The organism is Actinomadura sp. NPDC048394, assembly GCF_040651755.1.
In the GTDB taxonomy this organism is placed as follows: Bacteria; Actinomycetota; Actinomycetes; order Streptosporangiales; family Streptosporangiaceae; genus Spirillospora; species Spirillospora montaniterrae.
The window spans coordinates 127107-153534 of record NZ_JBEZJL010000007.1 but is presented as its reverse complement, the minus strand read 5'-3'; the positions used below and the strand labels follow the sequence as shown (position 1 = coordinate 153534).

25 protein-coding genes are annotated in these 26428 nt (G+C 72.8%); 10 read left to right on the top strand and 15 right to left on the bottom strand.

Annotated features, from left to right (window positions below):
• The first annotated feature begins 91 nt into the window (after positions 1 to 91).
• Together AB0C78_RS06730 and AB0C78_RS06725 are read left to right on the top strand one after the other, a co-directional pair.
• The gene (locus AB0C78_RS06730; RefSeq protein ID WP_360742730.1) at positions 92 to 286 is read left to right on the top strand and encodes a hypothetical protein; all 195 of its coding nucleotides are present in this window, start codon (positions 92 to 94) and stop codon (positions 284 to 286) included.
• Positions 287 to 1597: 1311 nt separating this feature from the next.
• Positions 1598 to 2503 (top strand): NADP-dependent oxidoreductase, encoded by a 906-nt coding sequence (locus tag AB0C78_RS06725; protein ID WP_360742727.1) that lies wholly within the window; start codon positions 1598 to 1600, stop codon positions 2501 to 2503.
• 50 nt (positions 2504 to 2553) lie between these two features.
• On the opposite strand, the gene AB0C78_RS06720 is transcribed toward AB0C78_RS06725, so the two are convergent.
• Complete coding sequence (locus tag AB0C78_RS06720; RefSeq protein WP_360742724.1) at positions 2554 to 4647, bottom strand: RecQ family ATP-dependent DNA helicase; 2094 nt, start codon at positions 4645 to 4647, stop codon at positions 2554 to 2556.
• A gap of 126 nt (positions 4648 to 4773) precedes the next feature.
• On the opposite strand from AB0C78_RS06720, the gene AB0C78_RS06715 reads away from it, so the two are divergent.
• The 3 genes from AB0C78_RS06715 to AB0C78_RS06705 all read left to right on the top strand — a co-directional run bounded on the left by AB0C78_RS06715 (position 4774) and on the right by AB0C78_RS06705 (position 7761).
• Positions 4774 to 6168, top strand: a complete 1395-nt coding sequence (locus tag AB0C78_RS06715) for a threonine/serine exporter family protein (protein ID WP_360742721.1) — start codon at positions 4774 to 4776, stop codon at positions 6166 to 6168.
• Between the two features lie 102 nt (positions 6169 to 6270).
• Positions 6271 to 6597, top strand: coding sequence for a hypothetical protein (locus AB0C78_RS06710; RefSeq protein ID WP_151540346.1), 327 nt, complete (start codon positions 6271 to 6273; stop codon positions 6595 to 6597).
• A gap of 12 nt (positions 6598 to 6609) precedes the next feature.
• Positions 6610 to 7761 carry a DUF6745 domain-containing protein gene (locus tag AB0C78_RS06705; RefSeq protein ID WP_360742718.1) on the top strand — a complete coding sequence of 384 codons (1152 nt, stop codon included), beginning with the start codon at positions 6610 to 6612 and terminating at the stop codon, positions 7759 to 7761.
• Positions 7762 to 7876: 115 nt separating this feature from the next.
• Here the strand turns inward: AB0C78_RS06705 and AB0C78_RS06700 are convergent, their stop codons facing one another.
• The 12 genes from AB0C78_RS06700 to AB0C78_RS06645 all read right to left on the bottom strand — a co-directional run bounded on the left by AB0C78_RS06700 (position 7877) and on the right by AB0C78_RS06645 (position 19741).
• Complete coding sequence (locus AB0C78_RS06700) at positions 7877 to 8263, bottom strand: ATP-binding protein (protein ID WP_360742715.1); 387 nt, start codon at positions 8261 to 8263, stop codon at positions 7877 to 7879.
• 270 nt (positions 8264 to 8533) lie between these two features.
• A complete protein-coding gene (locus AB0C78_RS06695; protein ID WP_360742712.1) occupies positions 8534 to 9388 on the bottom strand; it encodes an STM4011 family radical SAM protein in 855 nt (284 codons plus the stop codon).
• Positions 9388 to 10680 (bottom strand): STM4012 family radical SAM protein, encoded by a 1293-nt coding sequence (locus AB0C78_RS06690; RefSeq protein WP_360742709.1) that lies wholly within the window; start codon positions 10678 to 10680, stop codon positions 9388 to 9390. The genes AB0C78_RS06695 and AB0C78_RS06690 overlap by 1 nt, the downstream gene beginning before the upstream one ends.
• Positions 10677 to 11477, bottom strand: a complete 801-nt coding sequence (locus tag AB0C78_RS06685) for an STM4013/SEN3800 family hydrolase (protein WP_360742707.1) — start codon at positions 11475 to 11477, stop codon at positions 10677 to 10679. The genes AB0C78_RS06690 and AB0C78_RS06685 overlap by 4 nt, the downstream gene beginning before the upstream one ends.
• Positions 11465 to 12550 carry an STM4014 family protein gene (locus AB0C78_RS06680; protein WP_360742704.1) on the bottom strand — a complete coding sequence of 362 codons (1086 nt, stop codon included), beginning with the start codon at positions 12548 to 12550 and terminating at the stop codon, positions 11465 to 11467. The genes AB0C78_RS06685 and AB0C78_RS06680 overlap by 13 nt, the downstream gene beginning before the upstream one ends.
• A 22-nt stretch (positions 12551 to 12572) precedes the next feature.
• The gene (locus AB0C78_RS06675; protein WP_360742701.1) at positions 12573 to 13544 is read right to left on the bottom strand and encodes an STM4015 family protein; all 972 of its coding nucleotides are present in this window, start codon (positions 13542 to 13544) and stop codon (positions 12573 to 12575) included.
• 101 nt (positions 13545 to 13645) lie between these two features.
• Positions 13646 to 14461, bottom strand: coding sequence for a MetQ/NlpA family ABC transporter substrate-binding protein (locus AB0C78_RS06670; RefSeq protein ID WP_360742699.1), 816 nt, complete (start codon positions 14459 to 14461; stop codon positions 13646 to 13648).
• 32 nt (positions 14462 to 14493) lie between these two features.
• On the bottom strand, positions 14494 to 15150 hold the full coding sequence (locus AB0C78_RS06665) for a methionine ABC transporter permease (protein ID WP_151540354.1): 657 nt from the start codon (positions 15148 to 15150) through the stop codon (positions 14494 to 14496).
• Complete coding sequence (locus AB0C78_RS06660) at positions 15147 to 16247, bottom strand: ATP-binding cassette domain-containing protein (protein WP_360742695.1); 1101 nt, start codon at positions 16245 to 16247, stop codon at positions 15147 to 15149. The genes AB0C78_RS06665 and AB0C78_RS06660 overlap by 4 nt, the downstream gene beginning before the upstream one ends.
• A 622-nt stretch (positions 16248 to 16869) precedes the next feature.
• Positions 16870 to 17838 (bottom strand): DUF4097 family beta strand repeat-containing protein, encoded by a 969-nt coding sequence (locus AB0C78_RS06655; protein WP_360742692.1) that lies wholly within the window; start codon positions 17836 to 17838, stop codon positions 16870 to 16872.
• Positions 17835 to 18482 (bottom strand): response regulator transcription factor, encoded by a 648-nt coding sequence (locus tag AB0C78_RS06650; protein ID WP_151540357.1) that lies wholly within the window; start codon positions 18480 to 18482, stop codon positions 17835 to 17837. Before AB0C78_RS06650 ends, AB0C78_RS06655 begins: the two co-directional genes overlap by 4 nt.
• The gene (locus AB0C78_RS06645; RefSeq protein WP_360742689.1) at positions 18470 to 19741 is read right to left on the bottom strand and encodes a histidine kinase; all 1272 of its coding nucleotides are present in this window, start codon (positions 19739 to 19741) and stop codon (positions 18470 to 18472) included. The genes AB0C78_RS06650 and AB0C78_RS06645 overlap by 13 nt, the downstream gene beginning before the upstream one ends.
• Positions 19742 to 19914: 173 nt before the next feature.
• Here AB0C78_RS06645 and AB0C78_RS06640 point away from each other — a divergent pair, with 173 nt between their 5' ends.
• The 5 genes from AB0C78_RS06640 (at position 19915) to AB0C78_RS06620 (ending at position 24546) form a co-directional block, all read left to right on the top strand.
• Positions 19915 to 20538 (top strand): hypothetical protein, encoded by a 624-nt coding sequence (locus AB0C78_RS06640; RefSeq protein ID WP_360742686.1) that lies wholly within the window; start codon positions 19915 to 19917, stop codon positions 20536 to 20538.
• A 1028-nt stretch (positions 20539 to 21566) separates the two neighbouring features.
• Positions 21567 to 22139 (top strand): hypothetical protein, encoded by a 573-nt coding sequence (locus tag AB0C78_RS06635; RefSeq protein ID WP_360742683.1) that lies wholly within the window; start codon positions 21567 to 21569, stop codon positions 22137 to 22139.
• Positions 22140 to 22178: 39 nt separating this feature from the next.
• Positions 22179 to 22760 (top strand): TetR family transcriptional regulator, encoded by a 582-nt coding sequence (locus tag AB0C78_RS06630; protein WP_360742680.1) that lies wholly within the window; start codon positions 22179 to 22181, stop codon positions 22758 to 22760.
• 294 nt (positions 22761 to 23054) lie between these two features.
• Positions 23055 to 23816: a glucose 1-dehydrogenase gene (locus AB0C78_RS06625; protein ID WP_360742677.1), complete on the top strand. Its 762-nt coding sequence runs from the start codon at positions 23055 to 23057 to the stop codon at positions 23814 to 23816.
• Positions 23817 to 23856: 40 nt separating this feature from the next.
• Positions 23857 to 24546 carry a class I SAM-dependent methyltransferase gene (locus tag AB0C78_RS06620; RefSeq protein ID WP_151540362.1) on the top strand — a complete coding sequence of 230 codons (690 nt, stop codon included), beginning with the start codon at positions 23857 to 23859 and terminating at the stop codon, positions 24544 to 24546.
• Between the two features lie 34 nt (positions 24547 to 24580).
• On the opposite strand, the gene AB0C78_RS06615 is transcribed toward AB0C78_RS06620, so the two are convergent.
• Positions 24581 to 25186: a response regulator transcription factor gene (locus tag AB0C78_RS06615; protein WP_360742674.1), complete on the bottom strand. Its 606-nt coding sequence runs from the start codon at positions 25184 to 25186 to the stop codon at positions 24581 to 24583.
• Positions 25183 to 26337 carry a histidine kinase gene (locus tag AB0C78_RS06610; RefSeq protein ID WP_360742671.1) on the bottom strand — a complete coding sequence of 385 codons (1155 nt, stop codon included), beginning with the start codon at positions 26335 to 26337 and terminating at the stop codon, positions 25183 to 25185. The genes AB0C78_RS06615 and AB0C78_RS06610 overlap by 4 nt, the downstream gene beginning before the upstream one ends.
• Positions 26338 to 26428: the final 91 nt, after the last annotated feature.

The following is a 26428-nucleotide window of genomic DNA, read 5'->3' as shown; positions in this document are numbered from 1 at the left end:
CTCAAGATGTTCTCTCAAACAGCTGGACAGGGTTTTCTAACCTCTAGAACACTTTCTTCCCGTCGCCACCCGTACCCGAGGAAGCAGATCCGTGACCCCGACCGCCCCCGCGCACCCCGTCCCGCCGACCCGCGGCGGGCCGCCGGAGAAGATCGCCGTGCCGGTGCTGCCCTCGGCGGTCCCGGTGCAGCCGGGCGACCTGCTCGTCTACTCGGCCGTGCGGGACGAGCCCGCCGGGCGGCACACCCACCGGCCTCGCCCCGAGGGCCTGGGGGTTCTCCCCTAGAGGCCGTCCTTGACCCCGGTTCGCCGCGGCTCTTCTCCGCCGCGGCGCCCGGACCGGTCACCGGTCCGTGCGCGGGGCCGCGCGCACGGGCCGGTCCACCGCTCCGCCCGCGCCTACAGGGGCGCGCGGGCGGCGCTCGCGGTCACGGCCGGGCCGCTCCCGCCCCCACAGGCCCGGCCGCCCGAGAGCCCGAACCACCCCCTGCCCCCCAACATGGAGCCGAGCAACCCAGCCACCCCACCAGCAGCGCATCCCACCCCACGCCGACAACCTCCAGCGCCCCGCACCAAACCCAAGCCCGGCCGCCGACGACACCGCAGGTGGTGAACGGCGGCGGCGCGAGTGGGGGCGGCGAGGTTCCCCGCCCGGAGACGGCGCAGGGCGCGACGCCTGATCGTCGGCACGGCCGTGCTGCGCCGCGCGGCAAGGCGAGCAGCACCTGACGCGATCGACGCGCAGGCGGAGCGCGGACGCGACGCGGCACGGGCAGCAGAGACAACACGACGCGGCGAGCAGCACATGGCCCGATCGGCGCGCAGGCGGAGCACGAACACGGCACGAATGCGGCACAGCACGGCAAGCGCGGCACGGCCGGCACGGCGGGCATGGCACGACGCGGCGAGTAGCACGTGACGCGATCGGGGCGCTAGTGAAGCGCGAACGGCGAGCGGGCACGGCACGGCAAGCAGGGCACGGCGAGCAGCACATGGGCGCGGGCGCGGCACGCTACGGCGAGCAGCAGGTCGCGCGATCAGCGCACGATCGGGGCGCCGGTGGAGCGCGAACGGGGCGCGGCACGGCAAACGGGGCGCACGGCAAGCGGCGCGGCACGACAAGCGCGGCACGACAAGCGGGGGCGGCGGCGCGACAAGCGGGCGCGGCACGGCAAGCGGCGCGGCACGGCAAGCGGCGCGGCACGGCAAGCGGGTGCAGCACGGCGGGCGCGACACTACAAGCACGGCACGGGCAAGCACGGCACGGGCAAGCGGGTGCGGCACGGCGAGCGGGTGCGGCACGGCGAGCGGGTGCGGCACGACAAGCGAGCGCGATGCGGCGAGCGGGTGCGGCACGGCGAGCGCGGCACGGCGAGCGCGGCACGGCGAGCGAGCGCGGTGCGGCGAGCGGGTGCGGTGCGGCTAGCAGGGCGTGGGTGTGGGCGGATGAGGGCGCGGTGGGTGGCGGGGGTTAGGGGGTGGGCGTGGGATGTTGGGGGTTGCTGGGGAACAGAGCACGTGTCGTCCGGCTTGCCATGTACGCCGGCGGTGAGCGCCCGAGGCGGGCGCGCCCATAGGACCGAAGGAGAGAGCCGCGATGCGTGCTGTCATATTCGCCGAGTACGGCGTCCCGTCCGTCTTGAAGGTCGTGGAGACCGGCCTGCCGGAGCTCGGGCCTGGGCAGGTGCGGGTGGCCGTCCGGGCCGCCGGGGTGAACCCGATCGACGTCAAGGTGCGCTCGGGGTCCATGTCGGGCGGCAAGCCCCTGGCGGCGCCCCGTTCCCTGGGCTCGGAGGTCTCCGGGGTCGTGGACGCCGTGGGAGACGGGGTCGCGGATGTGGCGGTGGGCGACGCCGTCGCGGGGTGGCCCATCGGCGGCGGGTACGCCGAGTACGCGCTGATGTCCGTCTACGCGAGGAAACCGGACGCGCTGACCTGGGAGCAGGCCGCGGTGCTGCCCGTGGCGGGCGAGGCCGCGCTGCGGTCGCTTCGCGCGCTCAAGACCCGCCGCGGAGAGACATTGCTGATCAACGGCGCGTCCGGCGCTGTGGGCGCCCTCGCGACGCAGATCGCCGTGGCCGACGGCGTCACGGTCGTCGGCACGGCGGGCCCGGCGAACCTGGACCGCGTGCGGTCGTTGGGCGCGGCGGCCACCGCGTACGGTCCCGGCCTGGCCGACCGGGTCCGGGAGCTGGCGCCGCAGGGGGTGGACGCGGTCCTGGACGCGGCCGGGCACGGGGCCCTTCCGGACGCGATCGCGCTGCGCGGCGGCGTTGACCGCGTGGTGACGATCGCCGACCCCGCCGCCTTCGACCTCGGCGTCCCGTTCCTGTCGGGCGGCCCGGAGGACCAGACGGCGGAGGTGCTGCGCACGCTGCTGGAGGCGGCGGCGCAGGGGCGGATCACTCCGCCAGCCGCCCACGGCATGGCGCTCGACCAGGTCGTGCAGGCGCACGAGCAGGTGGAGAAGGGCGGCGCGGGGAAGATCGTCCTGCTCCCCTGACGCGCCTCCCGACGCGGGCACCGGCCCTGGTCCGCCGCGGGGCGGCCGGGTCAGTTGGGGGTGGCCAGGGTGAGCGGGAGGATCGCCTGGGCGCCCGCCTCTTTCAGCAGGCGGGCGGCGACGGTCATGGTCCATCCGGTCTCGATTCGGTCGTCGATCAGGAGAAGGGGCCCGGCCGCCTCCTTGGCGGCGATGGCGACGGGGTCGGGCAGCGTCAGCGAGGTCCAGACCGAGCGGAGGCGCTGCGCGCTGTTGTGCCGGCGCGGGACGGGCTCGCCGACGGGGACCAGTTCGCCGAGGTAGGGCAGGCGGCCGATCTCGGCGATGCGGTGGCCGAAGGTGGTGACGAGGCGGGGCCGGGAACGCGAACCGATCGTGACGACGCCGGCGGGGCGGGCGGGCCAGTCCCAGGCGGCGAGAACCTTGACGACGGCGTCCACCATGTCGGCGGGGACGTCGGTGTCGCCGCCGGCGAACAGTTCGCGGAGCCGGTTGCCCCAGCCGATGTCGGTGAGGCGGCCGAGGGCGCGTCCCGTCTCGGCCTGCAGGTCGGGTTTGATGCGGCCGGAGACGCCGAGGTCGTCCTTGACGCCGGTGGGCCACATGCGGCGCGGGGCGACGTCGACGCCGGGCCGGTGCAGGCGGTCGCGGGCCTGGGTGGCGCCTTCGGCGGTGACGTCGGCGGGCCAGTGCTCGCCGGTGCAGTTGTCGCAGCGTCCACAGGGTGCCGCGGCGGGGTCGTCCAGCTGCCTGCGGAGGAACTCCTCGCGGCAGTCCGCCGTCACGATGTAGTCGAGCATCGCCTGCTGCTCCCGGCGACGCTCGGCCGTGACGCGCTCGTAGCGCTCGCGGTCGTAGGCCCACGGGAGGCCCGTGGACGTCCAGCCGCCCTTGACGCGGCGGACCGCGCCGTCGACGTCGAGGACCTTCAGCATCATCTCCAGGCGGTTGCGGCTGAGGTCGACCTGGGGTTCCAGCGCGCCGGTCGACAGGGGGCGGTCGGCGGCGTCCAGGACCTCCAAGGTGGAGCGGACCACGGGCTCCGGCGGGAACGCGAGGCCGGCGAAGTAGGCCCAGATCTCGCGGTCCTCGCGGCCGGGGAGCAGGATCACCTCGGCGCGGTCGACGCCGCGCCCGGCGCGGCCGATCTGCTGGTAGTAGGCGACCGGGGACTGCGGCGCGCCGACGTGGACGATGAAGCCGAGGTCGGGTTTGTCGAAGCCCATCCCGAGGGCGCTGGTGGCGACGAGGGCCTTCAGCCGGTTGGCCTGGAGGTCCTGCTCGGCCTGGAGCCGCTCGGCGGGCTCGGTCTGGCCGGTGTAGACGGCGACCTCGTGGCCGCGGTCGCGGAGGTAGCCGGTGATCTCGTGGGCGGCGGCGACGGTGAGGGTGTAGATGATGCCCGAGCCCGGCAGCGACGCGAGGTGCTCGCCGAGCCAGGCGATGCGCTGCTCGGCGGTGGGCACGGCGACGACGGCGAGGCGGAGCGAGTCGCGTTCGAGCGGCCCCCGCAGGACGAGGGCGTCGTCGCCGGCGAGCTGCTCGGCGACGTCCTGGGTGACGCGGGCGTTGGCGGTGGCGGTGGTGGCGAGGACGGGGATGCCGGGCGGGAGCTCGGCGAGCAGGGTGCGGAGCCGGCGGTAGTCGGGGCGGAAGTCGTGGCCCCAGTCGGAGATGCAGTGCGCCTCGTCGACCACGACGAGGCCGGCGCCGGCGGCCAGCCGCGGCAGGACGAGGTCGCGGAAGTCGGGGTTGTTGAGCCGTTCGGGGCTGACCAGCAGGACGTCGACCTCGCCGGCCTCGACCTCGGCGAAGACACGCTGCCAGTCCTCGGTGTTGGCGGAGTTGATCGTGCGGGCGTGGATGCCGGCCCGGTCGGCGGCCTCGATCTGGTTGCGCATCAGCGCCAGCAGCGGTGAGACGATCACGGTGGGGCCGGCGCCGCGCTCGCGCAGCAGCCGCGTCGCCACGAAGTAGACGGCGGACTTGCCCCACCCGGTGCGCTGCACGACGAGGGCGCGGCGCCGTTCGACGACGAGGGCGCGGATCGCCGTCCACTGGTCGTCGCGGAGCCGGGCATGCTCTCCGGCGAGGGCGCGCAGGCACCGCTCGGCATCGTCGCGGAGTCCGTCGGGAGTGCTCATGCCCCCTTTGGTACCAGCGGCGGCCGAGCAGTCGCACCAGAACGACGTTCTGTGGATAACCCGCCGGGCCGACCCACCGGTGACGCTCAGTGCCGTCATGGGTAGCCTGCGTGGAAGATCGGTTTCATGGCGGAAGGACAGCGGCGGGGGATGGGCGCGGCGGAACGCTTGCGGCGGACGTGGCATGTCCTGTGGGACGGATCGCCGCCGGAGCCCCCCGAGGACGAGCCGAGCGAGGTCGTCGATCCGCGCGCGGTCGACCTCGTCCTGCGCGTCGGCGAGCTCCTTCTGGCCAGCGGCGAGACCACCGAGCGCGTGAACGAGGCGATGCTTGGCCTCGCGGTCGCCTATGAGCTTCCGCGCTGCGAGGTGCAGGTGACGCTCACCAGCATCCTGGTGTCCGCCCACCCCGGTAAGGGCGCGCCACCGGTGACGGGGTCGCGGGCCATCCGCCGCCGTACGCCCGCCTACTGGCGCCTCACCGGACTGCACGCCCTCGTGCAGGAGGCGTCCATCGGAATGCTGGAGCTGGACGAGGCCCACAAGCAGCTCGCGGAGATGAAGCGGGGGCGCGGCCCGTACCCGCCGTGGCTCATCGTCGCGTCGCTGGGCCTGATCGCCGCCTCGGCCAGTGTGCTCTCTGGCGGTGGTCCGCTGGTCGCGGGGACGGCGTTCGTCGCCACCCTGCTGGGCGACCGGACCGCCGCCGCCCTCGCCCGGCGCGGCATCGCGGAGTTCTTCCAGCTGACGGTGGCCGCCGCCATCGGTGCCTCCGGCGCCGCCATCGTGGTGGCGGCGGGCAACCCGCAGCACGCCTCGACCATCGTCACCGGCGCGATCCTCGCGCTGCTGCCAGGACGGCCCCTGGTGGCCAGCATTCAGGACGGCATCACCGGCGACCTCGTCAGCGCAGCCGCGCGCGGGCTCGAGGTCTTCTTCATGATCGCGGCCATCGTCGCGGGCCTCGGGGCGGTGGTGTACATCGCGGTGAACCTGAACGTGCCGATCGACGTGAGCCACCTGCCCACGGCCCCGGTGACGCTGAAACCCGTGCAGCTGATGGCCGCTGCCGCCGTGTCGGTGACGTTCGCGGTGTCGCTGGCGGCGCCGCGGGACGTGCTCCTGGCGTCCGCCCTCGGCGGCGCGCTGATCTGGACGATCTACGTGCTGCTCCGGGGATGGAACGTTCCGCCCGTGCTGGCCTCGGCGATGGCGGCGATCGTCGTCGGTGTGCTGGCGAACTGGCTGGCCCGCCGGCACGGGGCGCCCGTGATGCCGTACGTGGTGCCGGCGATCGGCCCCCTGCTGCCGGGGACGGCGCTCTACCGCGGCATGGTGGAGCTGAACACGGGATCCCCCCAGTCGGGCGTGCTGAGCCTCATCGGCGCCCTGTCGGTGGCCCTGGCGCTGGGCGCCGGCGTCAACCTCGGTGGCGAACTCGTGCGCGCGTTCCAGCGCGTCGGGCTCACTGCAGGGGGCCGCTGGGCGCGTCCGGCGGCGCGCCGGACGCGCGGCTTCTGACCGCCCGAGGCGAGGCGCTTCCGACCGCCTGACGCGGGGCTTTCGACCGCCCGGCGTTGCACGCCTCCCGAAACTGTCGGTGGCGGACGTTACCTTCGCGGCATGTACCGACAGGGAGACATCCTGATCCTGCCCGTGCCGGAGGACGAGGTACCGCAGTCCGTGCGGGACCTGCCGCCGTCCCCGAGGGACGGCCGGGGGCGCATGGTGCTGGCGCTGGGCGAGGCCACCGGCCACGCGCACGCGCTCACGGCGCCGGGTTCGCTGCTGCGGGTCCCCGACCCGCTCGCGCCCGACCACCTGCACCTGCCGTCCGGTGGCCGCCTCGTGCACGAGGAGCACGCGGCGATAACGCTGCCGAAGGGTTGGTACAGGGTGATCCGGCAGCGCGAGTACGTGCCGGGCGCCGTCCGGGTCGTGGCGGACTGAGGGGCGGCACAGATGGTCACCGAGATGCGGCGCGAGACCCACTACGTGGTCGGCGACTGGCAGGCCGACGCTTTCCGCACCGACCCCGCGGACCGTGCGCGTGCCGAGGCGGGTGTGGCCGCCGCGTACGCGGGCGCCGGCCTGCCCGCGCCCGAGCGCTTCGTGTGGGTGCCCTCCCCCGCGCGCGGGGCCGTCGCGGCCGCCGTGCTGGGCGGGCATGAAGCGGCGTTGCGGAAGGCGGGCCTGGACGACCTGCTCGAGCAGGCCCACGCCGACCTCGGCGAAGGCCCGGCGGGAGCGAGCGTCCTCGCGGACGTGCGGACCCGCCCGTGGGAGACCGAACGCACCGCGGCCTGCTCCGAACAGGGGCCGGAGCAGTGGCCGCGGACGTGGGGCGAGACCGGCGGCCTCCTGTGGAACCAGGTCCAGTCGCTGGTCACCCGCGTGCGCGGCGCCATCGGCGAGCAGGCGCAGGGCCGGTCCGCCAGGGCGGGGAACCTGCTGCCGACGCCGGAGGAGAACGCCGCCGAGGGGATCCTGCGCGCCGCGACGCTCGACGCCGTCCTGGGGCAGCACGACGCGCCGTGGCTGGCGCTGTTCGAGTCGGTGGGCCGGCTCGACGGGCCGTTGGCCGGCCTTGCCGAGGTGGCCCGCTCGTCCGGCTGGTGGTGGCCCTACGAGCGGCTGGTCATCATGTCGGAGCGTCCCTGCGAACTGCACCGCGACGAACCGGGGCGGCTGCACCGCGGAGACGGCCCGGCCCTCGCCTATCCCGACGGGTTCTCGCTGCACGCCTGGCGGGGCATGCCGATCCCGCCCGATTTCGTGGCCTCGCTCACCGGCCTCACGGCCGACCGCATCTCCGCCGAGGAGAACGCGGAGCTGCGCCGAGTGATGCTGGAGATCTTCGGCTACGACCGCTACCTGGCGGAGACGGGCGCGCGCCCCCTGCACCAGGACGAGACCGGTGTGCTGTGGTCCATCGACCTGCCCGGAGACGAGCCCGTCGTCATGGTCGAGGTGGTCAACTCCACACCCGAACCGGACGGCACGCACCGCACCTACTACCTGCGGGTCCCGCCGTCCACGCGCACCGCGCGCGCGGGCGTCGCGTGGACGTTCGGCGTCGACGAGGCCGACTACCGACCGCAGAAGCAGACCTGAGCCCCCGGACGGCGGCCTCCTGCGCGCGCGCCCGCACCGTCCGTCCTCGTGGCGGGAGCCCCTTGGTAGCACTTCCCCAATTACCAAGGGGCGCCCGCCCGCTCCCATCCCGCGCTCACGGGGTCGCGGCCTGCGCCCAGGTCACCTTCCCCTCGCCGGCGGGCCGCCAGCCCCACGAGCGGGACAGGGCGCCGACGAGGAAGAGCCCGCGCCCGCTCTCGGCCTGCATGTCATGCGGGGGCTCGACGGGCCCCTCGGGGTTGTCGTCCCACACCTCCACCATGGCCGTTTTGTCGTCGGGCAGGTACAGCACGAGGGTGACGGTGTTGGCGTGACGGAGCGCGTTGGTGACGAGTTCGCTGGCGATGAGTTCGACATCGCCCGTGGTGTCCGGGCGGTCCCAGCCCTCCAGCGCGGCGCGGACTATGTCGCGCGCCGCGCGCACCGACGTGTCCGCCGGCCTCAGCGCGAGGACGAAGTGGGGGCGTTCGAGATAGTCCACGGCATCACCTAACGGTCGCCTGCTATCGCCAGCATGCGCCCTCCAAGGCGGTCGTGCACGGGATCCGCTCCCTATGTCATGACCGTCCGCGCGGCTCGACCACCGCCTGATTCGTTCACTGTTCGCAGTCATTCAACTCCGTGTGGTGACCATGCGGGACCATCCACAGCGTGGCGGCACGGACGGAGAATTGCAAGACGCTCGCGAATGCCCGTCCCGTCCACCGTCGTCCGGCCCCGGCGCAGGTCGCAGAGGTGGGTCACCTTCCGGTTACATTCCGCCGAGCAAGGCGGGGATGCGTTCCAGGACACCCCCGGCGAAGGTGTCGTAGAGGCCGAGCGGCTCAAGGTGGACATAACCGATGTGACAGTCGCACCTGTCCAGCGGGCAAGGGCGGGGGGCGAGGGCGTCGCGGAATGAGCCGTCGTAGAGGTTGCCGAGGACGGCGGGGACGAAGTGGCAGCGGCGGACCGTTCCCTCTCCGTCGACCGATACGACGGTCTCGCCCGTGCGGCAGGCGAGCCCCCGGCTGGCGTGGGGGTGCCGGCTGAGCGGGAACAGCGGGTCGAGCGCCGTCCAGGCGTCGGCCTCCTCGTCACTGTAGGCGCGCCCTTCGGCGGCGTTGACCCACAGGTAGGTGCCGGCCGGCAGTTCGGCACGCAGGCGGCGCGCCGCGTCCACGTGCTCGGGTTCGCCGACGATCCCGACGCTGTGGCGGACGCCGCGTTCGGTCAGCTCGCGGCACTTCCCAAGGAAGCGGTCATAGGGCACCTGTCCCGGATGGTAGGTGGCCCAGAGGGCGAGCTTGGACAGGTCCGCTTCGGACGTCCACGACACCCGGTGACTGAGGTTCGTCTGGATCGCTACCCGCTCGACGTGCGGCAGGTGGCTCAGTTCCGTCAGCGCTCGCCGGTACCAGGACCGTACGAGCCCTTCGCCCCACGGCGTGAAGAGGACCGACACGCGATGCTCTTGCGCGGCCACCCAGGCGGTGAAGCGTTCGAGTGCCGCGCGGTCCGCGCGCAGTTGCTCCGGTGTGTCCCGCCGTTTGGCGAACGGGCAGTAGGGGCAGTCGTAATCGCAGCTGGCGAGCGGCCCCCGATAGAGAATCGTGAGGTGCTGCATCAGCGCGCCTGGTAGGAGGCCATCAGTTCCCTCACGTGTGGGGAGAACAGCCCGGGCCCGATGGCGTCGGAATGGGCGAGGCCCTCGGGTGTGAGGCGGAGAGTCGTCTCCGTGGTCTCCAGCCAGCCGAGGTCGTCGAACGGCGCCAGCTCGGCGGCGAAGTCGGCGCACGGGTCGGTGCCGAAGCGGGCGCTGTAGGAGCCCCGGTCGAGCCCGTCCGTCTGAAGGAGCGATTGGAGGAGATGGCGGCGGCGCCGCTCTCCCTCATCCAATTCGAACCCGACCCGCGCTGTGCTGAAGTCGTTCTCGCGCACGTAGCCGTCGATGATGGACCGGACGTGCCGCTGCTCGACCGCGTACTCGAACGAGTAATGCAAACCGGCCGTGTACGAACGCGCTCCGCACCCTAGGCCGACCATCCCGTCGGTCTGGCAGCAGTACTCGGTACCACCGGCCGCACCGTCAGGGCGCCGGAACATGCGCATCGAGACCTGCTCATAGCCTTCACTCAGAAGATGGTCCCTGCCGAGGCGGTAGAGGGCGAGGCGCTCGTCGTCCCAGTCCCGCGCGCGGCGCCCCAGACCGGTTAGAGGGCGCACATAGAGCGGATAGAGGTAGAGCTCTTCCGGGCGCCATTCCAGTGCGGCGTTCAGGGAATGCAGCCACGTGGCGGGAGTCTGCCCGTCGATGCCGTAGATGAGGTCGATGTTGAGCGTCGGGAAGCCCACCGCTCGGATCCGGTCGAGGGCCGCCTCCACTTCCGCGCGCTTCTGCGGGCGCACGGCGGCGCGGGCCTCCTCGTCGACGAAGCTCTGCACCCCGATGGACACCCGGGTGGTGCCGTGTTCGGCGAGCACGGTCAGCCGGTCGGTGGTCGCGGTCGCCGGGGACGTCTCCACGCCGAGCGAAATGTCGCCGAATCCGGGGAACCTGCCGGCGATGGCGCAAAGCCGTTCCAGTTCCGCCGCGGTGAAGTACGTAGGGGTCCCACCACCGAACGCCGCTGTGGCGAACGACGCATCGTCTCCCAGGGCTTCCAGTACGGCGGTCGCCTGGCGGTCGAGGGCGTCCAGGTAGGCGCCGGTCAGCTCTTCGGGTGCGCCCGTGCGGGTGAAGAGGTTGCAGAAGCCGCACCGCATCTCGCAGAACGGCACGTGCATGTAGAGGAAGAGCGCGTCCAGCGGTTCCGCCGCCCATACCTGCCGCAATGCGGGTTGTGGCGTCAGCGGACGGTAGGCGGTCTTGTGCGGGTAGGCGTAGACGTACGCCTGGTACGGCCCGGTGGTGGTCACGACAGAACGAACTCCCCGTACGGAACGGTCCACACGACTTCATGGCCGATGCGGTGACCGGTATGGCCGTCCTCGCCGTACGCCGTCCCGTGGTCGGAGCAGACGATGACGAAGCAGGGACGGCGCATCAGATCGAACAGGCGCCCTATATGAGCGTCGACATGGCGCAGTGCGGCGGCGTGGCTGGCGCGAGTGTCCCCGTGTGCGCGCGTAGCGCCGTCCAAGTAGAACCAATTGGGTTGATGCAGGGACGCGACGTTCAGAAGCAGGAACAGGCGGCGATCTGCCGGCAGCGCGGCCATCACCTCGGATATCCGGTCGAGCTGGTTGGGCAGCGACGCCGGATCCGTCACTCCGAACCCGGGCTCCCAGTGGCTCTCGGCGAACAGCGACGGCAGCGCGGAGCCGAGCGGCGTGAGCTTGTTGAAGAAGCCGACGCCGCCGACACAAACCGTGTGATAGCCCGCTGCGGCGAGCCCGGTGGGCAGGTCTGCGGCGTCGAACGTCCACGTTCCGGCGCCGGTCGTTTCGCTGCCCGGGAACGCCCCCGCGAACGGACGCGGGTGCGGGCCAGGGGACGCGGGCGTGGGCAGGAAGCCGGCAAGCATCGCGGCATGGGCGGCGTACGTGAAGCTGCCCGGCGTGTGGCGGCGTTCCCAGCGGCCCCCAGGAAGCAACGAAGCCAAGGTGGGCGTCTCACCAGTGGCGGCCAGTTCGGCGGCCACGTCGTAGCGCAGCGTGTCGAGCGTCACCAGCAGCACGTCGTGGCTGCCGATGACCTCGTTCATGTCGTACATGCGGGGGCGATCTCCGGCAAAGCGGCTCTGACCTGGGCAGTGTAGGTGTCCAGGCCCTCGGCCGGGCCTCCGGCCAGACCCGTGAGCCCGGGGAGCAGGTCGCCGAACGCGTTGACCTCGCACACGGCGAACCGCCTCATGCCCTGAAGCACGAGCAGGTCCACCCCCACCATCGGGCTTTGCGGGAAACAGGCGGCCGCCCGCGCGCACACGTCGAGCGCCCGGTGCCATCCGGCTCGCCCAAGCGCGTGCCGCACCGCCGCCACATCACCTCTCACACCACCGAGATGCAGGTTGGTCATGGGGCTGCGGCTGGTCCGCACGACAACGTGCGTAGGCGTCCCGCCTATGACGACGACCCTCAGATCGAACACGCGCCCGCCGAGCGACGCCTTGGGCAGCCACCGCTCGACATGCAGGCCATCGGGCGCGAGCGCATTGACGAGCGCGGCGACCTCCTTCTCCGTCTCGTATGTGCGGACACGCAACGAGTTGAACAGACCCGTTCCGTTCATGGCCGTCGAGGTGACTGCCCTTACACGGCCACCCGGTGCCGTCTGTAGGGCGACCACACCGGACGCCGACGAGCCGTGCGCAGGCTTGACGAAGACCCTCCGCTCCCCCATCTCGTCCATATGCGCGCGCAACTCCTCATAGGAGCGCACCGGTGGGAGCGCTTGCGGGACCGGTACACCGTCCGCTGCCAGCCTCGCGTGGGACCGCCGCTTGTCGAACATGACCGCGATCTCCTCGACGTCGCCGAGGAGACGAGCGCCCGCGCGCGCGGCGGCGTCCTGGATCCGGCCGAGTGCGGCAACGAACGTCGAATACCAGCGCGCGCCCCCGCCCACACGGGACGGGTCCCCAGGACCGCGCAACAGCGCGTCCGCCGCAGGGTCCTCCCCTGGGGAGTCGATGCGGAGCACATCGTCCTGGGCGAGCACGACATCAGTGCCGCGGAGGACGTCCGTCCAGGGGATGAGGCGCGGCTCGGGCAGTCCGAGGGACCGGCACGCTTGCGCGAACAGCGCGGGACGCCGGTCGCCCGGCGTCCCGACCACGACGAACCTCATCGGCCCACCGCGTTGCGAACGCTCACTCCGACACCGCGATGTAGTGCCAGTCCCCGTCCGGCTTCTCCTGGTCGCTCAGGTCGACCTCGACCCCGGGGAACGCGGCCTTCATCCGTTCCACCATGGCGTCGGACAGGAAATGGTGGTGCAGATCCAGCTTGCGCAGGTGGGTGAGGGGCTGCCCCGACAGCAGCGCCTCCGCGCCCTGGTCGGTGAGGATGCCCATCGCCAGGCTCAGGGACTCCAGCCGCGCCACGACGGGCGCGCCCGCGACGGCCGCCGCGATCTCGTCCTGGATCTGGCTGTCCTCCAGGCCGAGGTGGCGCAGCGCGGGCAGCCGCTCGCCGGACAGCAGCGGCGCCAGGTCCGCGACGGTGGCGTCGCCGCCGTAGTTGTCCTCCCCCAGCCACAGGTCGAGGTGCTCCAGGTTCGGCAGCTCGCTCGCCCCCACGGCCCGGACCACGTGCCCCGGGAGGCCGCCCGACTCGAACCGCAGCACGCGCAGGTGCGCGCTCTTGATCGGGGACAGCACGAGGCCCTGCGCGCCGCGGATCTCGAAGCGCTCCAGCTCCGGGAACGCGGTGAACAGCGGCGAGACGTCCCCGTGCTCGATCCAGGAGATCTCCGACTCCTCCCCGGTGATGTCGCCGAGGAACAGCGCCCTCAGCTTCGGGAAGGCCGCGGCGTTCTCGGTCAGCAGCGCTACCGGGTCGGACTTGCTCTCGTCGTAGGACGCGCCCCAGTAGCCGATGATCAGCGCCGTCACCTCGGCGGTGTCGACGGTCTCCAGGAACCGCGCGAACGTGTCGGAGAACGGCTCCTCGTCGAACATCGTCCCGACGTACCAGGCGGCCTCGCCGGCGGGCGGGAGATCCTCGCCGGTCTCCTCCCCGCCGGCCGCACCGTCGTCGTCCTCGTCCGCCACCCCCGTCTCGCAGTCGAAGGTGGCGACCGGCAGGCCGGCGTACTCCTCTAGATGCTGATAAACGCCCATGGGTCCCTTTCGGAAGTTCGTCGGGACCATGTCCTATCAGGACCGAAGGACAAACCGTGGCACTTTGGGCGCACCGCCGCGTCCCGGGCGCTCCGGAGCCGCTAGGACGCCATCAGCACCGAGCCCTTGTACTTGTCCTGCACGTACTTGCGCACCTCGGGGCCACGCAGGAGCTGAACGAGCTTCTTCACGCGCGGGTCGTTCGCGTTCTCCGGCAGCGTGACGATGCCGTTGGCGTACGGGTTGCCCTCCGCCTTCTCCGCGACGAGCGCGTCCTTGGCCGGCGACAGGTTCGCCTCGAGCGCGTAGTTGCCGTTGATGACCGCCGCGTCGACGTCGTCGAGCGAGCGCGGCAGCTGCGCCGCCTTCAGCGGCTTGAACTTCAGGTGCTTCGGGTTGGACGCGATGTCCTTCTCGGTGGCGCTCGTGGGCGCGCCCGGCTTCAGCGTCAGCAGGCCGTTGTCGGCGAGCAGCTTCAGCGACCGTCCCTCGTTCGCCGGGTCGTTGGGCACCGCCACGGTCGCGTTCTGCGGGATCGCCTGCAGGCTCTTCACCTTGCTGGAGTACACGCCCAGCGGCTCCAGGTGCACCGGCGCGACGAACGTCAGCTTGGCGCCCGACTTCTTCTCGTACTCCTCCATGAAGGGCACGTGTTGGAAGTAGTTGGCGGTGACCTGCTTCTCCTTCAGCGCGGTGTTCGGCTGCTGGTAGTCGTCGAAGGTCACGATGTCCAGCTTCAGCCCGGCCTTGGCCGCCAGATTGTCCTTGACGTACTTCAGGATGTCGCCGTGCGGGACGGGGTTGACCGCGACCTTCAGCGGGGCGTCCGGATCGTCGGACGCCTCCGAGGAGCCGCAGGCCGCCAGGCCCGCGATCAGGCCGACGGAGGCGAGAGCGATGGTGATCTTGCGAAGCACGAAGAGTGCCTTTCTGTGCGGTGAGAGCGGTGTCACTTGTGGGACAGGCGGCGGGCGACGAGGTCCCCCACGGCCTGGATGATCAGGACGAGGACGACGAGCAGCAGCACGGTCGCGACCATGACCTTCGTCTCGAAGCGCTCGTAGCCGTAGGTGACGGCGAGGTTGCCGAGCCCGCCGCCGCCGACCGTGCCGGCCATCGCGGTGTAGCCGATCAGCGCGATCACGGTGACGGTCAGCCCGGACACCAGGCCGGGCCGGGCCTCGCGCAGCAGCACCTTGCCGACGATCTCGCGGCGGGTCGCGCCCATCGCGTCCGCCGCCGCGATCACGCCGGGATCCACCTCGCGCAGCGCGATCTCGACGAGCCGGGCGTAGAACGGGATGGCGCCGACGGTCAGCGGGACGATCGCGGCGGCGTTGCCGATGCTGGTGCCGACCACGATCCGGGTGAACGGGATGATCGCCACCATCAGGATCAGGAACGGCAGCGACCGGCCGATGTTCACCACCACGCCGAGGACCTTGTTGACCGGCGGGGCCGGCAGCAGGCCGCCGCGTTCGGTGACCACCAGCAGCACGCCGAACGCGAGCCCCAGCACGGCCGTGAACAGCGTCGCAACGCCGGTCATGTACAGGGTCTCCCGGGTGGCCGGCCACAGCAGCGGCATGACCTCGTCCCAGCTCATCGGGCGTCCTCCTCGGCGGGCGCGGCGGTGGTCAGTGCGGCGGGCGCGGCGGCGGGGGTGGTCGGTGCGGCGGGCGCGGCGGCGGGGGTGGTCGGTGCGGCGTGGGCGGAGGTGCGCGTCCGCACCTCGACGGCGAGGCCGGACTCGCGCAGGAACGCCAGCTGCGCGGCGTTCACCGACGGGTCGCCCGGCAGCTCGAGCTGGAGCCGCCCGACCCGCTCGCCGCCGACCGTCTCGACGGCGCCGCCGAGGATGTTGACGTCCAGCGCGTACTTGCGGGCCAGCGCCGACACGAACGGCTGGTCGGTCGCCCCGCCCACGAAGGTGACCTCGACGAGCGTCGTGCCGTCGCGGGGCTCGGCGGCCGGCAGCGGGAACAGCCCGCGTGCCAGCTCGGACCCGGGACGCGCCAGCAGCTCGGTCACCGGGCCGGACTCGGTGAACCGGCCGTCGCGCATCACCGCGGCCGAGTCGCAGATCCGCTTGACCACGTCCATCTCGTGCGTGATCAACAGGACGGTCAGCCCGAGGCGGCGGTTCAGGTCCCGCAGCAGCTCGAGGATCGACGCGGTCGTCTCCGGGTCGAGCGCGGAGGTCGCCTCGTCGGACAGCAGCACCTTGGGACGCCCGGCGAGCGCCCGCGCGATGCCGACGCGCTGCTTCTGCCCGCCGGAGATCTGCGCCGGGTAGGCCTTCGCGTGGCCGGTGAGCCCGACCAGGTCCAGCAGCTCGGCGACCCGCGCGGCGCGCTCGCTCCGCGGGACGCCCATGACCTCCAGCGGGAACGCGACGTTGCCGGCCACCGTGCGGCTGCCGAGCAGGCCGAAGTGCTGGTGGATCATGCCGATGCCCTGGCGGGCGCGGCGCAGCCCGGCGCCCCGCAGCGCGAGCATGTCGCGCCCGCCGATCACGATGCGGCCCTCGTCCGGTCGGTCCAGCAGGTTGACGCAGCGCAGCAGCGTGCTCTTGCCGGCGCCGCTCGGGCCGAGGACGCCGAAGACCTCGCCTTCGCGGACGGTGAGGTCGACGCCGTCGACGGCGGTCACCTCGCGCCCGCGGGAGCGGTGCACCTTCCTGAGTTTTTCGATCTGAATCACAGAGAATCATCCGTGCGGACGGGCGCCGCCCTGGTCGGAGGCGGTGCGGGGGTGGACGGGCTGCTCTGAGGCGCACCCGATCAGGCGCGACGGCGGCCGGGCGGCGCCGGCGGTTATCCACAGAACGCGGTTCCACTTCCGCGTCCCGGGCGGCCGGCCGACGATGTCCTCGACGGGTCCGGCCGTGGCGGCCGGGTCCGGTGGAGGCGGCCTCGCGCTCGATCGGGCGGGCGGCCGGTCAGGTCCGACCGGGGGGATACGGGGCGTGGCTCAGCAGATGGCGTTGGATGTTCATGCGCGACTCGGGTCTCGGAGTTCGCTCGCTTCGGGGCGCGAGGCTCAGGCGGGGGCCCTCAGCGGTCACACATTCGCCGGCAGCACGTACGCCGCATGGCCCGCGGGTTCAGCGGGCCGCGCTCACGGCACGGACGTACGAGGCTCATGTCAGCAGTCAACCAACCAACGACAAATGACGCAAATCGCGCGACGGGCGCGAACGCGCCGGTCAGCCGCGCCTCCGCGATGCCGGACACCACGGCGGGACGGGCCCGCGCGGCGCGCCCGGCCGCCGTCCGGCAGGCGGGCGGAGAGGCGCTCACCCTGCACTGTCAGGGGGATCGCGTCAGTCGTCGGTGTAGTCGAGGTACGACGAGCCCGACCCGCTGCGAACCGAGATCAACCGGTCCGACCGGTCGTCGACGAGCGCCCGGTTGAGATGCGTATCACCCGAGCCGGTCCAGCCCTGGACCCGGTAATGGGAGCCCGCGGGCACGATGATCTTCACCGAGCCGGAGTCGGCCGACACGTCCACGGTCCGCGGCGGCTCGGCGTAGCGCAGGTCGAGCTCCCCGGCGCCCACCACCGCCTCCGTGTCGGACGAGGCCAGCCCCGTGCCGCGGATCGTCCCCGAGCCGACCCGCGCCCGCAGCGCGCCGTGCGAGCCGGCCACCCAGATCTCCCCCGACCCGGTCCGCAGGTCCAGGTCGCCGTTCACGCCGCGGACGGTGATCTCCCCCGAGCCCGACGCGGCCGACACGCGCACCCCGGCCGGCACCTGGACGTCGATGTCGGCGCCGCATTCCCAGCCGCCGTAGAGCTCGACTTCGCCGGGGCACCGCGAAACGATGGACAGCACGTCGCCATGGAGCGACTCCGTCACGACCGGCTTGCGCAACACCCACTTCAGCCGCTTGAAGACGCGCGCCTGGCCGGCCGGGCCCGTCCCGACCGACACCTCGGCGCTTCCGGCCTCGATCCGCAGCTCCTTGATCGCGTGATGGTACGGGGTGACGTCCTCCGTGGTCCGCCGCATCGCCCGTCCGCCCAGCCCCAGGCAGAAGGGGACGACCACGACGACGGCAGTGGCGACCGCGAGGAAGATCCACACACCGCGACGCCGCGCCCGCCCCTCCCCGACCACACCCGCCACGGCGACCTGCGCCGCAGCGCCACCTGGCCCGGTGACGTCCTGCCCGGGAACACCCAACCCGGTGACGTCCTGCCCGGGGGCATCCAACCCGGCGACGCCCGGGCCGGTGACGCCCGTTCCGGGGGCCTTGGGGTCGCCGGCGCCCTTGCCCGGGGCGGTCATGTCTCGCCGTCCAGGAAGCGGAGCACGGCCAGCACTCGGCGATGGTCACCCTCGGCGTGCGGGAGGTCGAGCTTGGCGAAGATGTTGTTGATGTGCTTGGCGACGGCGCTCTCGCTCACCACGAGAGCCCCGGCGATCCCGGCGTTCGAGCGGCCCTCCGCCATCAGCGCCAGGACCTCCTTCTCACGAGGGGTCAGCCGGTCGAGGGGGTCGCGATGACGGCGCAGGAGCAGCTGCGAGACGACCTCCGGGTCCAGCGCGGTGCCGCCCGCGGCCACCCGGCGCAGCGCGTCCAGGAAGACCGATACGTCCGCGACCCGGTCCTTCAGCAGGTACCCGATGCCGCTGGTGCTGGTCGACAGCAGGTCCGCCGCGTACCGCTCCTCGACGTACTGCGACAGCAGGAGCACGGCGACCTCGGGCGCCTCCCGCCGCATCACCAGCGCGGCGCGCACGCCCTCGTCGGTGAAGCCCGGCGGCATCCGCACGTCGACGATCGCGGCGTCCGGGCGGTGCTCGCGGACGGCCGCCAGCAGGCCCTCCGCCTCGCCGACCGCCGCCGCCACCTCGAACCCCGAGGTCTCCAGCAGCTTGATCAGCCCGGCCCGCAGCAGGACCGAGTCCTCGGCGATCACAATGCGCACGGCAACTCCACGGTGACGGTCGTCGGCCCCCCGGCGGGGCTGATGATCCGGAAGGTACCGTCCACCGACCGGACCCGCCGCGCGAGCCCGGTCAGGCCCGTCCCCCGGGACGGGTCCGCGCCGCCGACGCCGTCGTCGGCGACGGTCAGGCGCAGCCGCGCGCCCTCGCGGATCGCCGCGACGTCCACCGCGGTCGCCCTGGCGTGCTTGACGACGTTGGTGAGCGCCTCGGAGACAACGAAGTACGCGACCGCTTCGACGGTGGACGAGGCGCGCGGCTCCACCTCGACGCGCAACCGGACCTCCAGCGGCACCCGGGCCGCGATGCCGGACAGCGCCGCGTCCAGGCCCCGGTCCTCCAGCACCGCCGGGTGCAGTCCGCGGATCAGGTTGCGCAGCTCGGTCAGCGCCTCCTTGGCCTCCTCGTGCGCCTCGACGATCACCCGCATGGCGTCGTCGGGCACGCCGGTGAGGGTCTCGCGGGCCAGCCCGAGGTTCAGCGCGAGCGAGACGAGCCGCTGCTGCGCGCCGTCGTGCAGGTCGCGCTCGATGCGGCGGCGTTCGAGGTCGGCGGCGTCCACAACGCTGGCACGCTTCTCTGCCAGGTCCTCGACCCGCCGCTCCAGTTCGGCGGCGCGGTCCGGCCCGAGCAGCGCGACCGCCGCGCGGGCGTCCAGGCGCCGGACGCCCGCGGCGACCCACGGTGCCGCCACCAGCAGCAGGACACCGACGACCGACAGGATCCCGACACGGACCGCGTGCGCCTTGTCCACCGAGCTCAGCGGGCTCGTATCGGGCAGCGCCCAGGTGTACGCGCCGGTGCACGCGAGGATCGCCCCTCCGGCCCAGGCGGCGATGGTGGCCAGTCCACCGAATGCCAGGAGCGGCCCGACGATCAGGTGGTACCGGAGCACCCGCCACACCTCAGGCTTGCGGAGCCCGCGCAGCACCTCCCACGCGCGACCTTCATCGAAGCCCGGTATGGACGGAATGTGCAACCCCAGCATCGCCCAGCAGCGTTCGCGCTGCCAGCGCGTCAGCGGGCGCAGCGCCAGCAGCGTCAAGGCGCACGTCGCCGCCAGCACGAGAAAGATCGGCGTCGCGTTCACCGGCGCCCAGAAGGACCAGACCGAGCCCAGGAGGGCCCAGCCGGCGAACTGCAGCGGCACCCCCGAGGCGACGAACGTGGTGTCGCGCCACGCCGCCGACGACCACGGAGCATGCGCGAGGGCACGCCGGGCCGGAGAGATGGATGCCATGGACGCAACCGTATTGCCCCAGTTGGGGCGTCGCCATGAAGCGAATATCCGGTACGGAGGTGAACCTGGTGCCACCCCTGGTCGGATATGCGCGCTACTGATCGTGAGCCGGTCCGCGGCCAGGCTTGAGCTGGCACCCGGTCAGTGGTGCGAGATCACCAGGGAGTCCAGTCATGGTCGCGAACACCGTCCCCTTCCCCGTCCCCGCCCGCCGCCCCCGGCCGCTACCCCGGCTCCGGCGAGCCGGCTCCCGCCCCACAGCGCCCCCTGCCGCGGCGCCCCGGGACACGGCGTTCCGCCCCTGGACGTCCTGCCTGGGGACGTTGCGCCAGTGGGAGCGCTGGATCGGCCTGGGCTTCGCCGCCGGCGGCGTCGTAATGGTGCCGTGGATGTTCGTCCTGGCCCGAGCGCTGCCGTCCAGCACCCAGGTGTCGAACTGGTCGATGGCCTGGGTCGGGCTGGACGCGTTGATCGCCGCGGGGCTCCTCGGCACCGGGGTCCTGCTCAGGCGGCGCGACCCGCGGCACGGCCTGACCGCCGCCGCCACCGGCGCCCTCTTGACCATGGACGCCTGGTTCGACGTCCTGACCTCCGCCCCCGGTGCGGAGCGCGTCCTGGCCGTGGCGATGGCCGCCGGGCTGGAGCTGCCGCTCGCATGCGTCTGCACGGTCCTCGCCGTCCGGGCCCTCCGCCCCGCCCCGGCATCCGTCCAGCCGACCGGAATCGACGACGCCCAGCCAGCGCCCGCCAAGCCCACCGAGACCGACGAGATCACCCCCGCGGTGACGAACGCCTGACTCGCACAAGAGCAATTGGCACCACGGCACGCGCGCGAAGTACGACAGAGAAGGGCCGAAAGGCCCTGCACAGCACGGCCGGACAGCAGGGCAGAACGCGGTCGGCCAGCACAGGGAACGCTCAAAAGCACGACGGGGCACGCCCGGAAGGCCCCGCAGAGCACAACCCGACAGCACGGCCGAACGCGGACCGGAGCGCACCAGGAACGCGCTCGAATCACGACAGAGCGCAGCCGCACAGCACGACGGAACGCGGCTGGACAGCATGGCGCGGCACGGCGGGAAGGCTCGCAGAGCGCGGCCGGAGGGCTGGGTAGGACGCGGTCGGACGGCACCACGGAACGTGGCCAGAAGCCTGAGGGAGCACCGCCGCGACAGCACTGCCGAGTGCGGCCGGAAAGCGCTGCAGAGCGCGGCCGCACAGCCAGGCGGAAAGCGGTCGTGCAGCGCTGCGGATTGCGGCCAGTGAGCACGGGGGAGGGCGGTAGGGCAGCACGTCGGGGCGCGGCCGGGAAGGCGTCGGAGCACCCGGAAGGCATGTTGGAGCGCGACTCGGAAGCGTGTTGGGGCGCGGTCAGGAGCGCTGGCGGAGCGCTGGCGGAGGGCACGGTGGAGCTCGGTTGGGAAGCACGTGGGGGCGTGGCCTGTGGGGGGCGGCTGGGAAGGCCGGTGGTGGTGCGCGAGGAGTAGGTCGGAGGAGGCCTGCGGAGGCCCATGGGGGCACGGGGAGCGCGCGGGTGGAGGGCGGCTGGGCCGTGGAATGGGAGGGGCGGTGTTCGAAGGTGTGCGGAGCGTGCGGGAGCGGCGGGGCGAACGGGGCGGGGCGCTCGGACCTCGGCGGATGCGGGGCCGGCGGGAGGGCGAGAGGTGCAGGCGACGGGGCGATGAAGGGCAGATGGCAAAGCATCGACGGGAGTAGGCCAGATGGGTGAAACCAGACGAGCCGGACCTCTAGAGTGAGTCGAACGTCGGGGCCCTCTCGCGGGAGGGCCCCTCGCCCTGCCTGCACGATCAGAGGTCCCCCGAACATGAACGACCACGAGGTGCATGAGGAGTGCCTGCGGCTCCTTCGGGACGGCATGCCCGATCCCGCCCCCGACACCTTCGACGAGGAACGGGACTTCCTTCCGCTCGGCCTCGACATGGACGGCGACGTCGCCGTTGTAACGTTCCTCCACCAGTGGAGCGGGGCCGGCGTCGACCCGTTCATCGAGGGTCGAACGTTCCACCGGCGGGACGGCGAATGGATGGGGCTGGGCGGAGGCGGCGGCTCGGCGCCCTACGAGCCGCTGGTGCGCCGCTCGTCCGGCGAGATGGGCCGCTACCTGTACAAGTACGGCACGGGACGGACGGTCCGGAACGCCAACCGGCTGCTGCCGTGGGGCGCGAAGTGGGTGAACGAGGCCCGGCTGCGCGCCTCGGCCGAGGTGACCCGGGTCCGGGTGGGCAAGCGGCTCCTGAACGTGCCCGCCCACGGGCACATCGTCGTGGTCTGGGGCGCCCGGCGCGGCCCCGTTCTCGAAGCGCTGGCGGCTGACGGCTCGGTGCTGGACACGCTGGACCTCGACCGTCCTTCCGTCCCGGCGCGTTCGGACGCCTGATATTTGACCGATCGTTCTCGATAGCCGTACGGTCGAGCCATGGCACGGACCAAGGAGTTCGATCCGGACGCGGCGTTGCAGCATGCGCTGGAACTGTTCTGGGAGCGCGGATACGAGGCGACCTCCATGGCCGACCTCGTCGAGCGTCTCGGCATCGCCCGCGCGAGCGTCTACGCGACGTTCGGCGGCAAGCACGAGCTGTTCCTGCGGGCGCTCGAGCGCTACCTCGAGACGACCGACCCGAAGATCGCGGAAGCGCTGTCGCAGCCCGGCCCGGTCCTGCCGGCCGTCCGGGCGCTGATCGACCGCTACGCCGACGAGGCCGGCCGGGAGCGGCCGCGCCTCGGCTGCCTGGTGGTGAACACTGCGGTCGAACTGGCCGGCCGTGACGCCGAGGCGGCGCGGCTGGTCGAGGCCAGTTGGAACTTCCTCGAGGCATCCCTGACGTCGGCGCTGACCCGCGCCCGCGCGCAGGGCGAACTGCCCGCCGACGCCGACCCGCGCGCGCTCGCCCGGCTGCTGCTGGTGATCTTCCAGGGCATGCGCGTCCTGGGCCGTGCTCCAGCGGAGGAGTCCCGCATCCGCGACGCCGCCCGCCAAGCCCAAGCCCTCTTCCCTTGATCACCGCCCGTGCCGACAGTCCCCTGCGCGGGCACCGCCTGTGCAGGCAGCGGCCATCCGGCCACGCGCTCGCACCGACGCTTCCAGGGGCGTGCGCACTCGGGCTATCGCCTTGCAGTACTGAACAACCCGCATTGAACGAGCGCCGTTGAACAACCCCGGCGCTGATCAACGCCGACGCTGATCAACGCCGGTACTGGGCGGCCGGAGGGGCGGCTTTCTGGGCTTGGGACGGGCGGGGTGTTGAATTCCTTGCTTATTCGAGATCGATCATTCTGGAAAATGGGAGAGGTCATGAAGGAACGCTTCGTTGATCGGGTCGTGCTCGTCACTGGTGGGGCGGGGGCGATCGGGCGGGTCACCGGACGCGCCTTCGCCGAGGAGGGCGCCGTCGTGGTGCTGGCCGGGCGGGACGAGAAGGCCCTTGTGGAGGCCGTCGAGGAGATCCGGGCCAAAGGCGGGCGTGCGGATCATGTAGTCGCCGACCTGACCGTCCCCGGGGACGCCGCCGCGATGGTCGCCGCCGTCGTGGGCCGCCATGGCGGGCTGCACGTCGCGGTCAACAATGCCGGAACGTTCGGCGCGGTCGGGCCGGTCGCTGACATCGATGACGACGCGTGGCGCACGGTCCTCGACGTGAACCTGACGGGTGTGTTCCTGTCGATGAAGCACGAGATCGCGCACATGCGGACGCACGGCGGCGGCACGATCGTCAACATCGCGTCCAACATCGGCGTGCACGGGCGCAGGCCCGGGCTGGGCGCGTACGCGGCGTCCAAGGCGGGGGTCAGCATCCTGACCCGCACCGCGGCGATCGACCACATCGCCGACGGGGTGCGCGTCAACGCGGTCAGCCCGGGCGCCAGCGACACCCCGATGTCGCTGCGGCCCGGTGAGACGAGGGCGGAGCGCGACGCGCGGTTGAAGGCCTCGATCCCCGCGGGGCGCCCGAGCGACCCGTCCGAGGTCGCCGACGCCGTCCTGTGGCTGGCGTCCGACGAGTCGGCCTATCTGGTCGGTCACGACATGGTCGTGGACGGCGGCACCACCGCCTGACGACGCATCCCCCCACGTCCCGCTGGGCAGACTCACGTGTATGGCCCTGTCGCCCGACTACGACGCCGACCCGGAGCGGTTCCGCCTCGCCGCGCAGGTCACCCGGCGGTACCTGATCGGGGCGCGGAGCCTGCACGACCACATCGCCGCGAAGCTGCTCGCGGCCGGGGCGTCCCGGGTGCTGGACATCGGCTGCGGGGAGGGCGCGCTCAGCCGCGCCCTCCCGGACCCGCCGCCGTTCAAGCTGGTGGGGCTGGACGCGTCCGCGACGCTGCTGGGCGCCCACCCCGGGCCGCGGGTGCGGGCGAACGCGCTGCGCCTGCCGTTCCGGGACGGCGCCTTCGACGCGGCCGTCGCGGTCAACATGCTGTACCACCTGGACGAGCCGCGCCTCGCGCTGCGCGAGGCGCGGCGGGTGCTCGCGCCGGGCGGGACGCTGCTGGTCTCGGCGATCTGCCGGACCGACAGCCCGGAGCTGGCGCCGGTCTGGCGGCCCGAGCCGTCCTCGTTCGACGCGGAGGACGCGCCGGCGCGGGTCTGCGAGGTGTTCGGCGAGGTGGAGGTGGAGCGGTGGGACGCCCCGCTGATCACGCTCCCCGACCGGGCCGCGATCCGGGACTACCTGATCGCCCGCCACGTCCCCCGTCCGCAGGCCGCGGAGGCGGCGACGCGGCTCCCGACCCCGCTCCCGGTGACCAAGCGCGGCTCCCTCCTCCTGGCCCGCCGCTGACCCGCGTCCCAAGCGGGCGCCGAGGGAACGGCGGCTACAGCCAGCCGAGGTCGCGGGCGGTGCTGACGGCGGCGTGGCGGTTGTGGACGCCGAGCTTGGTGACGGCGGCGGACAGGTAGTTGCGGACGGTCCCCTCGGACAGGCCGAGCGTGCGGGCGATGCGGGAGACGGGGGCGCCGTCGGCGGAGGCGCGCAGGGTGTCGAGCTCGCGGGGCGTGAGGGGGCATTCCTCGGCGGCGAGGGCGTCGGCGGCGAGCTGCGGGTCGATGTAGCGGGCGCCGGCGGCGACCTGGCGGATGACCTGGGCGAGCTGGGCGCCGGGGGCGTCCTTGCCGAGGAAGCCGCGGACGCCGGCGGCCATCGCGCGGCGCAGGTTGCCGGGCCGGCCGTGCGCGGTGACGATCACCAGCCGGCAGCCGGGGAGGTCGCGGGAGAGGCGCTCGGCGGCGGCGAGGCCGTCGAGGCCGGGCATGTCGATGTCGAGGACGGCGACGTCGGGCTTGAGGACGAGGGCGCGGTCGACGGCCTCGTCGCCGCGGCCGACGTCGGCGGCGACCTCGATGCCGTCCTCGGTCTCCAGCAGCAGAACGAGGGCCTCCCTGATCAGCAGGTGGTCGTCGGCCAGCAGGACGCGGATCATGCCTCTCCCCTCGCCGCGGGGGCCGCAGGCACGGCGGGGCTCGCCGGGACCGCGGCGGTCACCCGGAAGGTGCCGTCGCCGGACGGGCCGGCGCTGAAGCGGCCGCCGGCGGCGGCGATCCGCTCGGCGAGGCCGGTGAGGCCGCTGCCGGAGTCGCCGGCGGCGCGGCGCGGCGCGCCGTCGTTGACGATCTCCACGTGGACGTGGTCGCCGCCGGTGCGGACGGTGATCTCGCACCAGGTGGCGCTGGAGTGCCGGAGCACGTTGGTGGCGGCCTCCCGGGCGACCCAGCCGAGGGGTTCGTGCACGTGGGCGGGGAGTTCGGGGGACACTTCGGGCCGGTCGCAGCGGATGCCGGCGGCGCGCAGGACGGCGGACATGCCGTCCAGTTCGGTGCGCAGGGACGTGGCGCGGTAGCCGCGGACGACCTCGCGGACGTCGCGGACGGAGTCGCGCGCCATCGTCTGGATCTCGGTGAGCTCCTTGCGGACGCGGCCGGGGTCGCGGTCGAGGTAGCGTTCGGCGACCTCGGCGCGGAGCGCGACGGCCTGGAGGCTGTGGCCGAGGACGTCGTGCAGGTCGCGGGCGAAGCGGAGGCGTTCCTCTCCGACCGCGGAACGGGCCACCTCGGCGCGCGCCTCCCGCAGTTCCTGGACGACGTGGAACAGCCATACCTGGACGTATCCGGAGAAGGCGGCGAGCGGCACGCCGACCATCTCGTAGAGGACGCTCAAGGCGGGCAGGCCGAGGAGGACGCCGTAGACGGGGGTGAGGACGGCCGCGGCGGCGGCCACCGGGATCGCCTGGCGGAGCGGCAGGACGACGGCGATCAGCCCGGCGGGGACGAGGAGGGCGTTGCCCCAGCCGTGGCCGACGCCGAGGAGCGGCAGCGTCCAGCAGATCGCGGCGATCGCGGCGAGCCCGAAGCGGTGGCCGGGGGCGGTGCGGCGCATCATGTTGAGCCACAGCATCCGGGCGTAGAGCGCGAACGCGGTGGCGACGCCGGCCGCGGAGAACGCGACGCGGGCCGGGTCGTGGCGGTCGAAGGCCTCGTACCAGAGCGCGGGCAGGAGGAATCCGGCCAGGGTGACCGCCGTCATCCCCACGATGATCGCGGCGATGACGGTGGGGCGCGGGATCCTCGGCTGCACGCGCCCAGAGTATGCGGGCGTCAAGGGATGCGGGCGCCGCCGCCGCAGGTGCGCCGGGACGATCCCGCCCAGGGCGTGCAGGAGCGGGGTG

Bases quoted from the DNA above. Each gene is read 5' to 3' on its own strand.
- AB0C78_RS06725 (WP_360742727.1), top strand. From the start codon at position 1,598: ATGCGTGCTGTCATATTCGCCGAGTACGGCGTCCCGTCCGTCTTGAAG.
- AB0C78_RS06720 (WP_360742724.1), bottom strand. From the start codon at position 4,647: ATGAGCACTCCCGACGGACTCCGCGACGATGCCGAGCGGTGCCTGCGC.
- AB0C78_RS06715 (WP_360742721.1), top strand. From the start codon at position 4,774: ATGGCGGAAGGACAGCGGCGGGGGATGGGCGCGGCGGAACGCTTGCGG.
- AB0C78_RS06710 (WP_151540346.1), top strand. From the start codon at position 6,271: ATGTACCGACAGGGAGACATCCTGATCCTGCCCGTGCCGGAGGACGAG.
- AB0C78_RS06705 (WP_360742718.1), top strand. From the start codon at position 6,610: ATGGTCACCGAGATGCGGCGCGAGACCCACTACGTGGTCGGCGACTGG.
- AB0C78_RS06695 (WP_360742712.1), bottom strand. From the start codon at position 9,388: ATGCAGCACCTCACGATTCTCTATCGGGGGCCGCTCGCCAGCTGCGAT.
- AB0C78_RS06685 (WP_360742707.1), bottom strand. From the start codon at position 11,477: ATGTACGACATGAACGAGGTCATCGGCAGCCACGACGTGCTGCTGGTG.
- AB0C78_RS06680 (WP_360742704.1), bottom strand. From the start codon at position 12,550: ATGAGGTTCGTCGTGGTCGGGACGCCGGGCGACCGGCGTCCCGCGCTG.
- AB0C78_RS06675 (WP_360742701.1), bottom strand. From the start codon at position 13,544: ATGGGCGTTTATCAGCATCTAGAGGAGTACGCCGGCCTGCCGGTCGCC.
- AB0C78_RS06665 (WP_151540354.1), bottom strand. From the start codon at position 15,150: ATGAGCTGGGACGAGGTCATGCCGCTGCTGTGGCCGGCCACCCGGGAG.
- AB0C78_RS06655 (WP_360742692.1), bottom strand. From the start codon at position 17,838: ATGACCGCCCCGGGCAAGGGCGCCGGCGACCCCAAGGCCCCCGGAACG.
- AB0C78_RS06645 (WP_360742689.1), bottom strand. From the start codon at position 19,741: ATGGCATCCATCTCTCCGGCCCGGCGTGCCCTCGCGCATGCTCCGTGG.
- AB0C78_RS06640 (WP_360742686.1), top strand. From the start codon at position 19,915: ATGGTCGCGAACACCGTCCCCTTCCCCGTCCCCGCCCGCCGCCCCCGG.
- AB0C78_RS06635 (WP_360742683.1), top strand. From the start codon at position 21,567: ATGAACGACCACGAGGTGCATGAGGAGTGCCTGCGGCTCCTTCGGGAC.
- AB0C78_RS06630 (WP_360742680.1), top strand. From the start codon at position 22,179: ATGGCACGGACCAAGGAGTTCGATCCGGACGCGGCGTTGCAGCATGCG.
- AB0C78_RS06625 (WP_360742677.1), top strand. From the start codon at position 23,055: ATGAAGGAACGCTTCGTTGATCGGGTCGTGCTCGTCACTGGTGGGGCG.
- AB0C78_RS06620 (WP_151540362.1), top strand. From the start codon at position 23,857: ATGGCCCTGTCGCCCGACTACGACGCCGACCCGGAGCGGTTCCGCCTC.
- AB0C78_RS06615 (WP_360742674.1), bottom strand. From the start codon at position 25,186: ATGATCCGCGTCCTGCTGGCCGACGACCACCTGCTGATCAGGGAGGCC.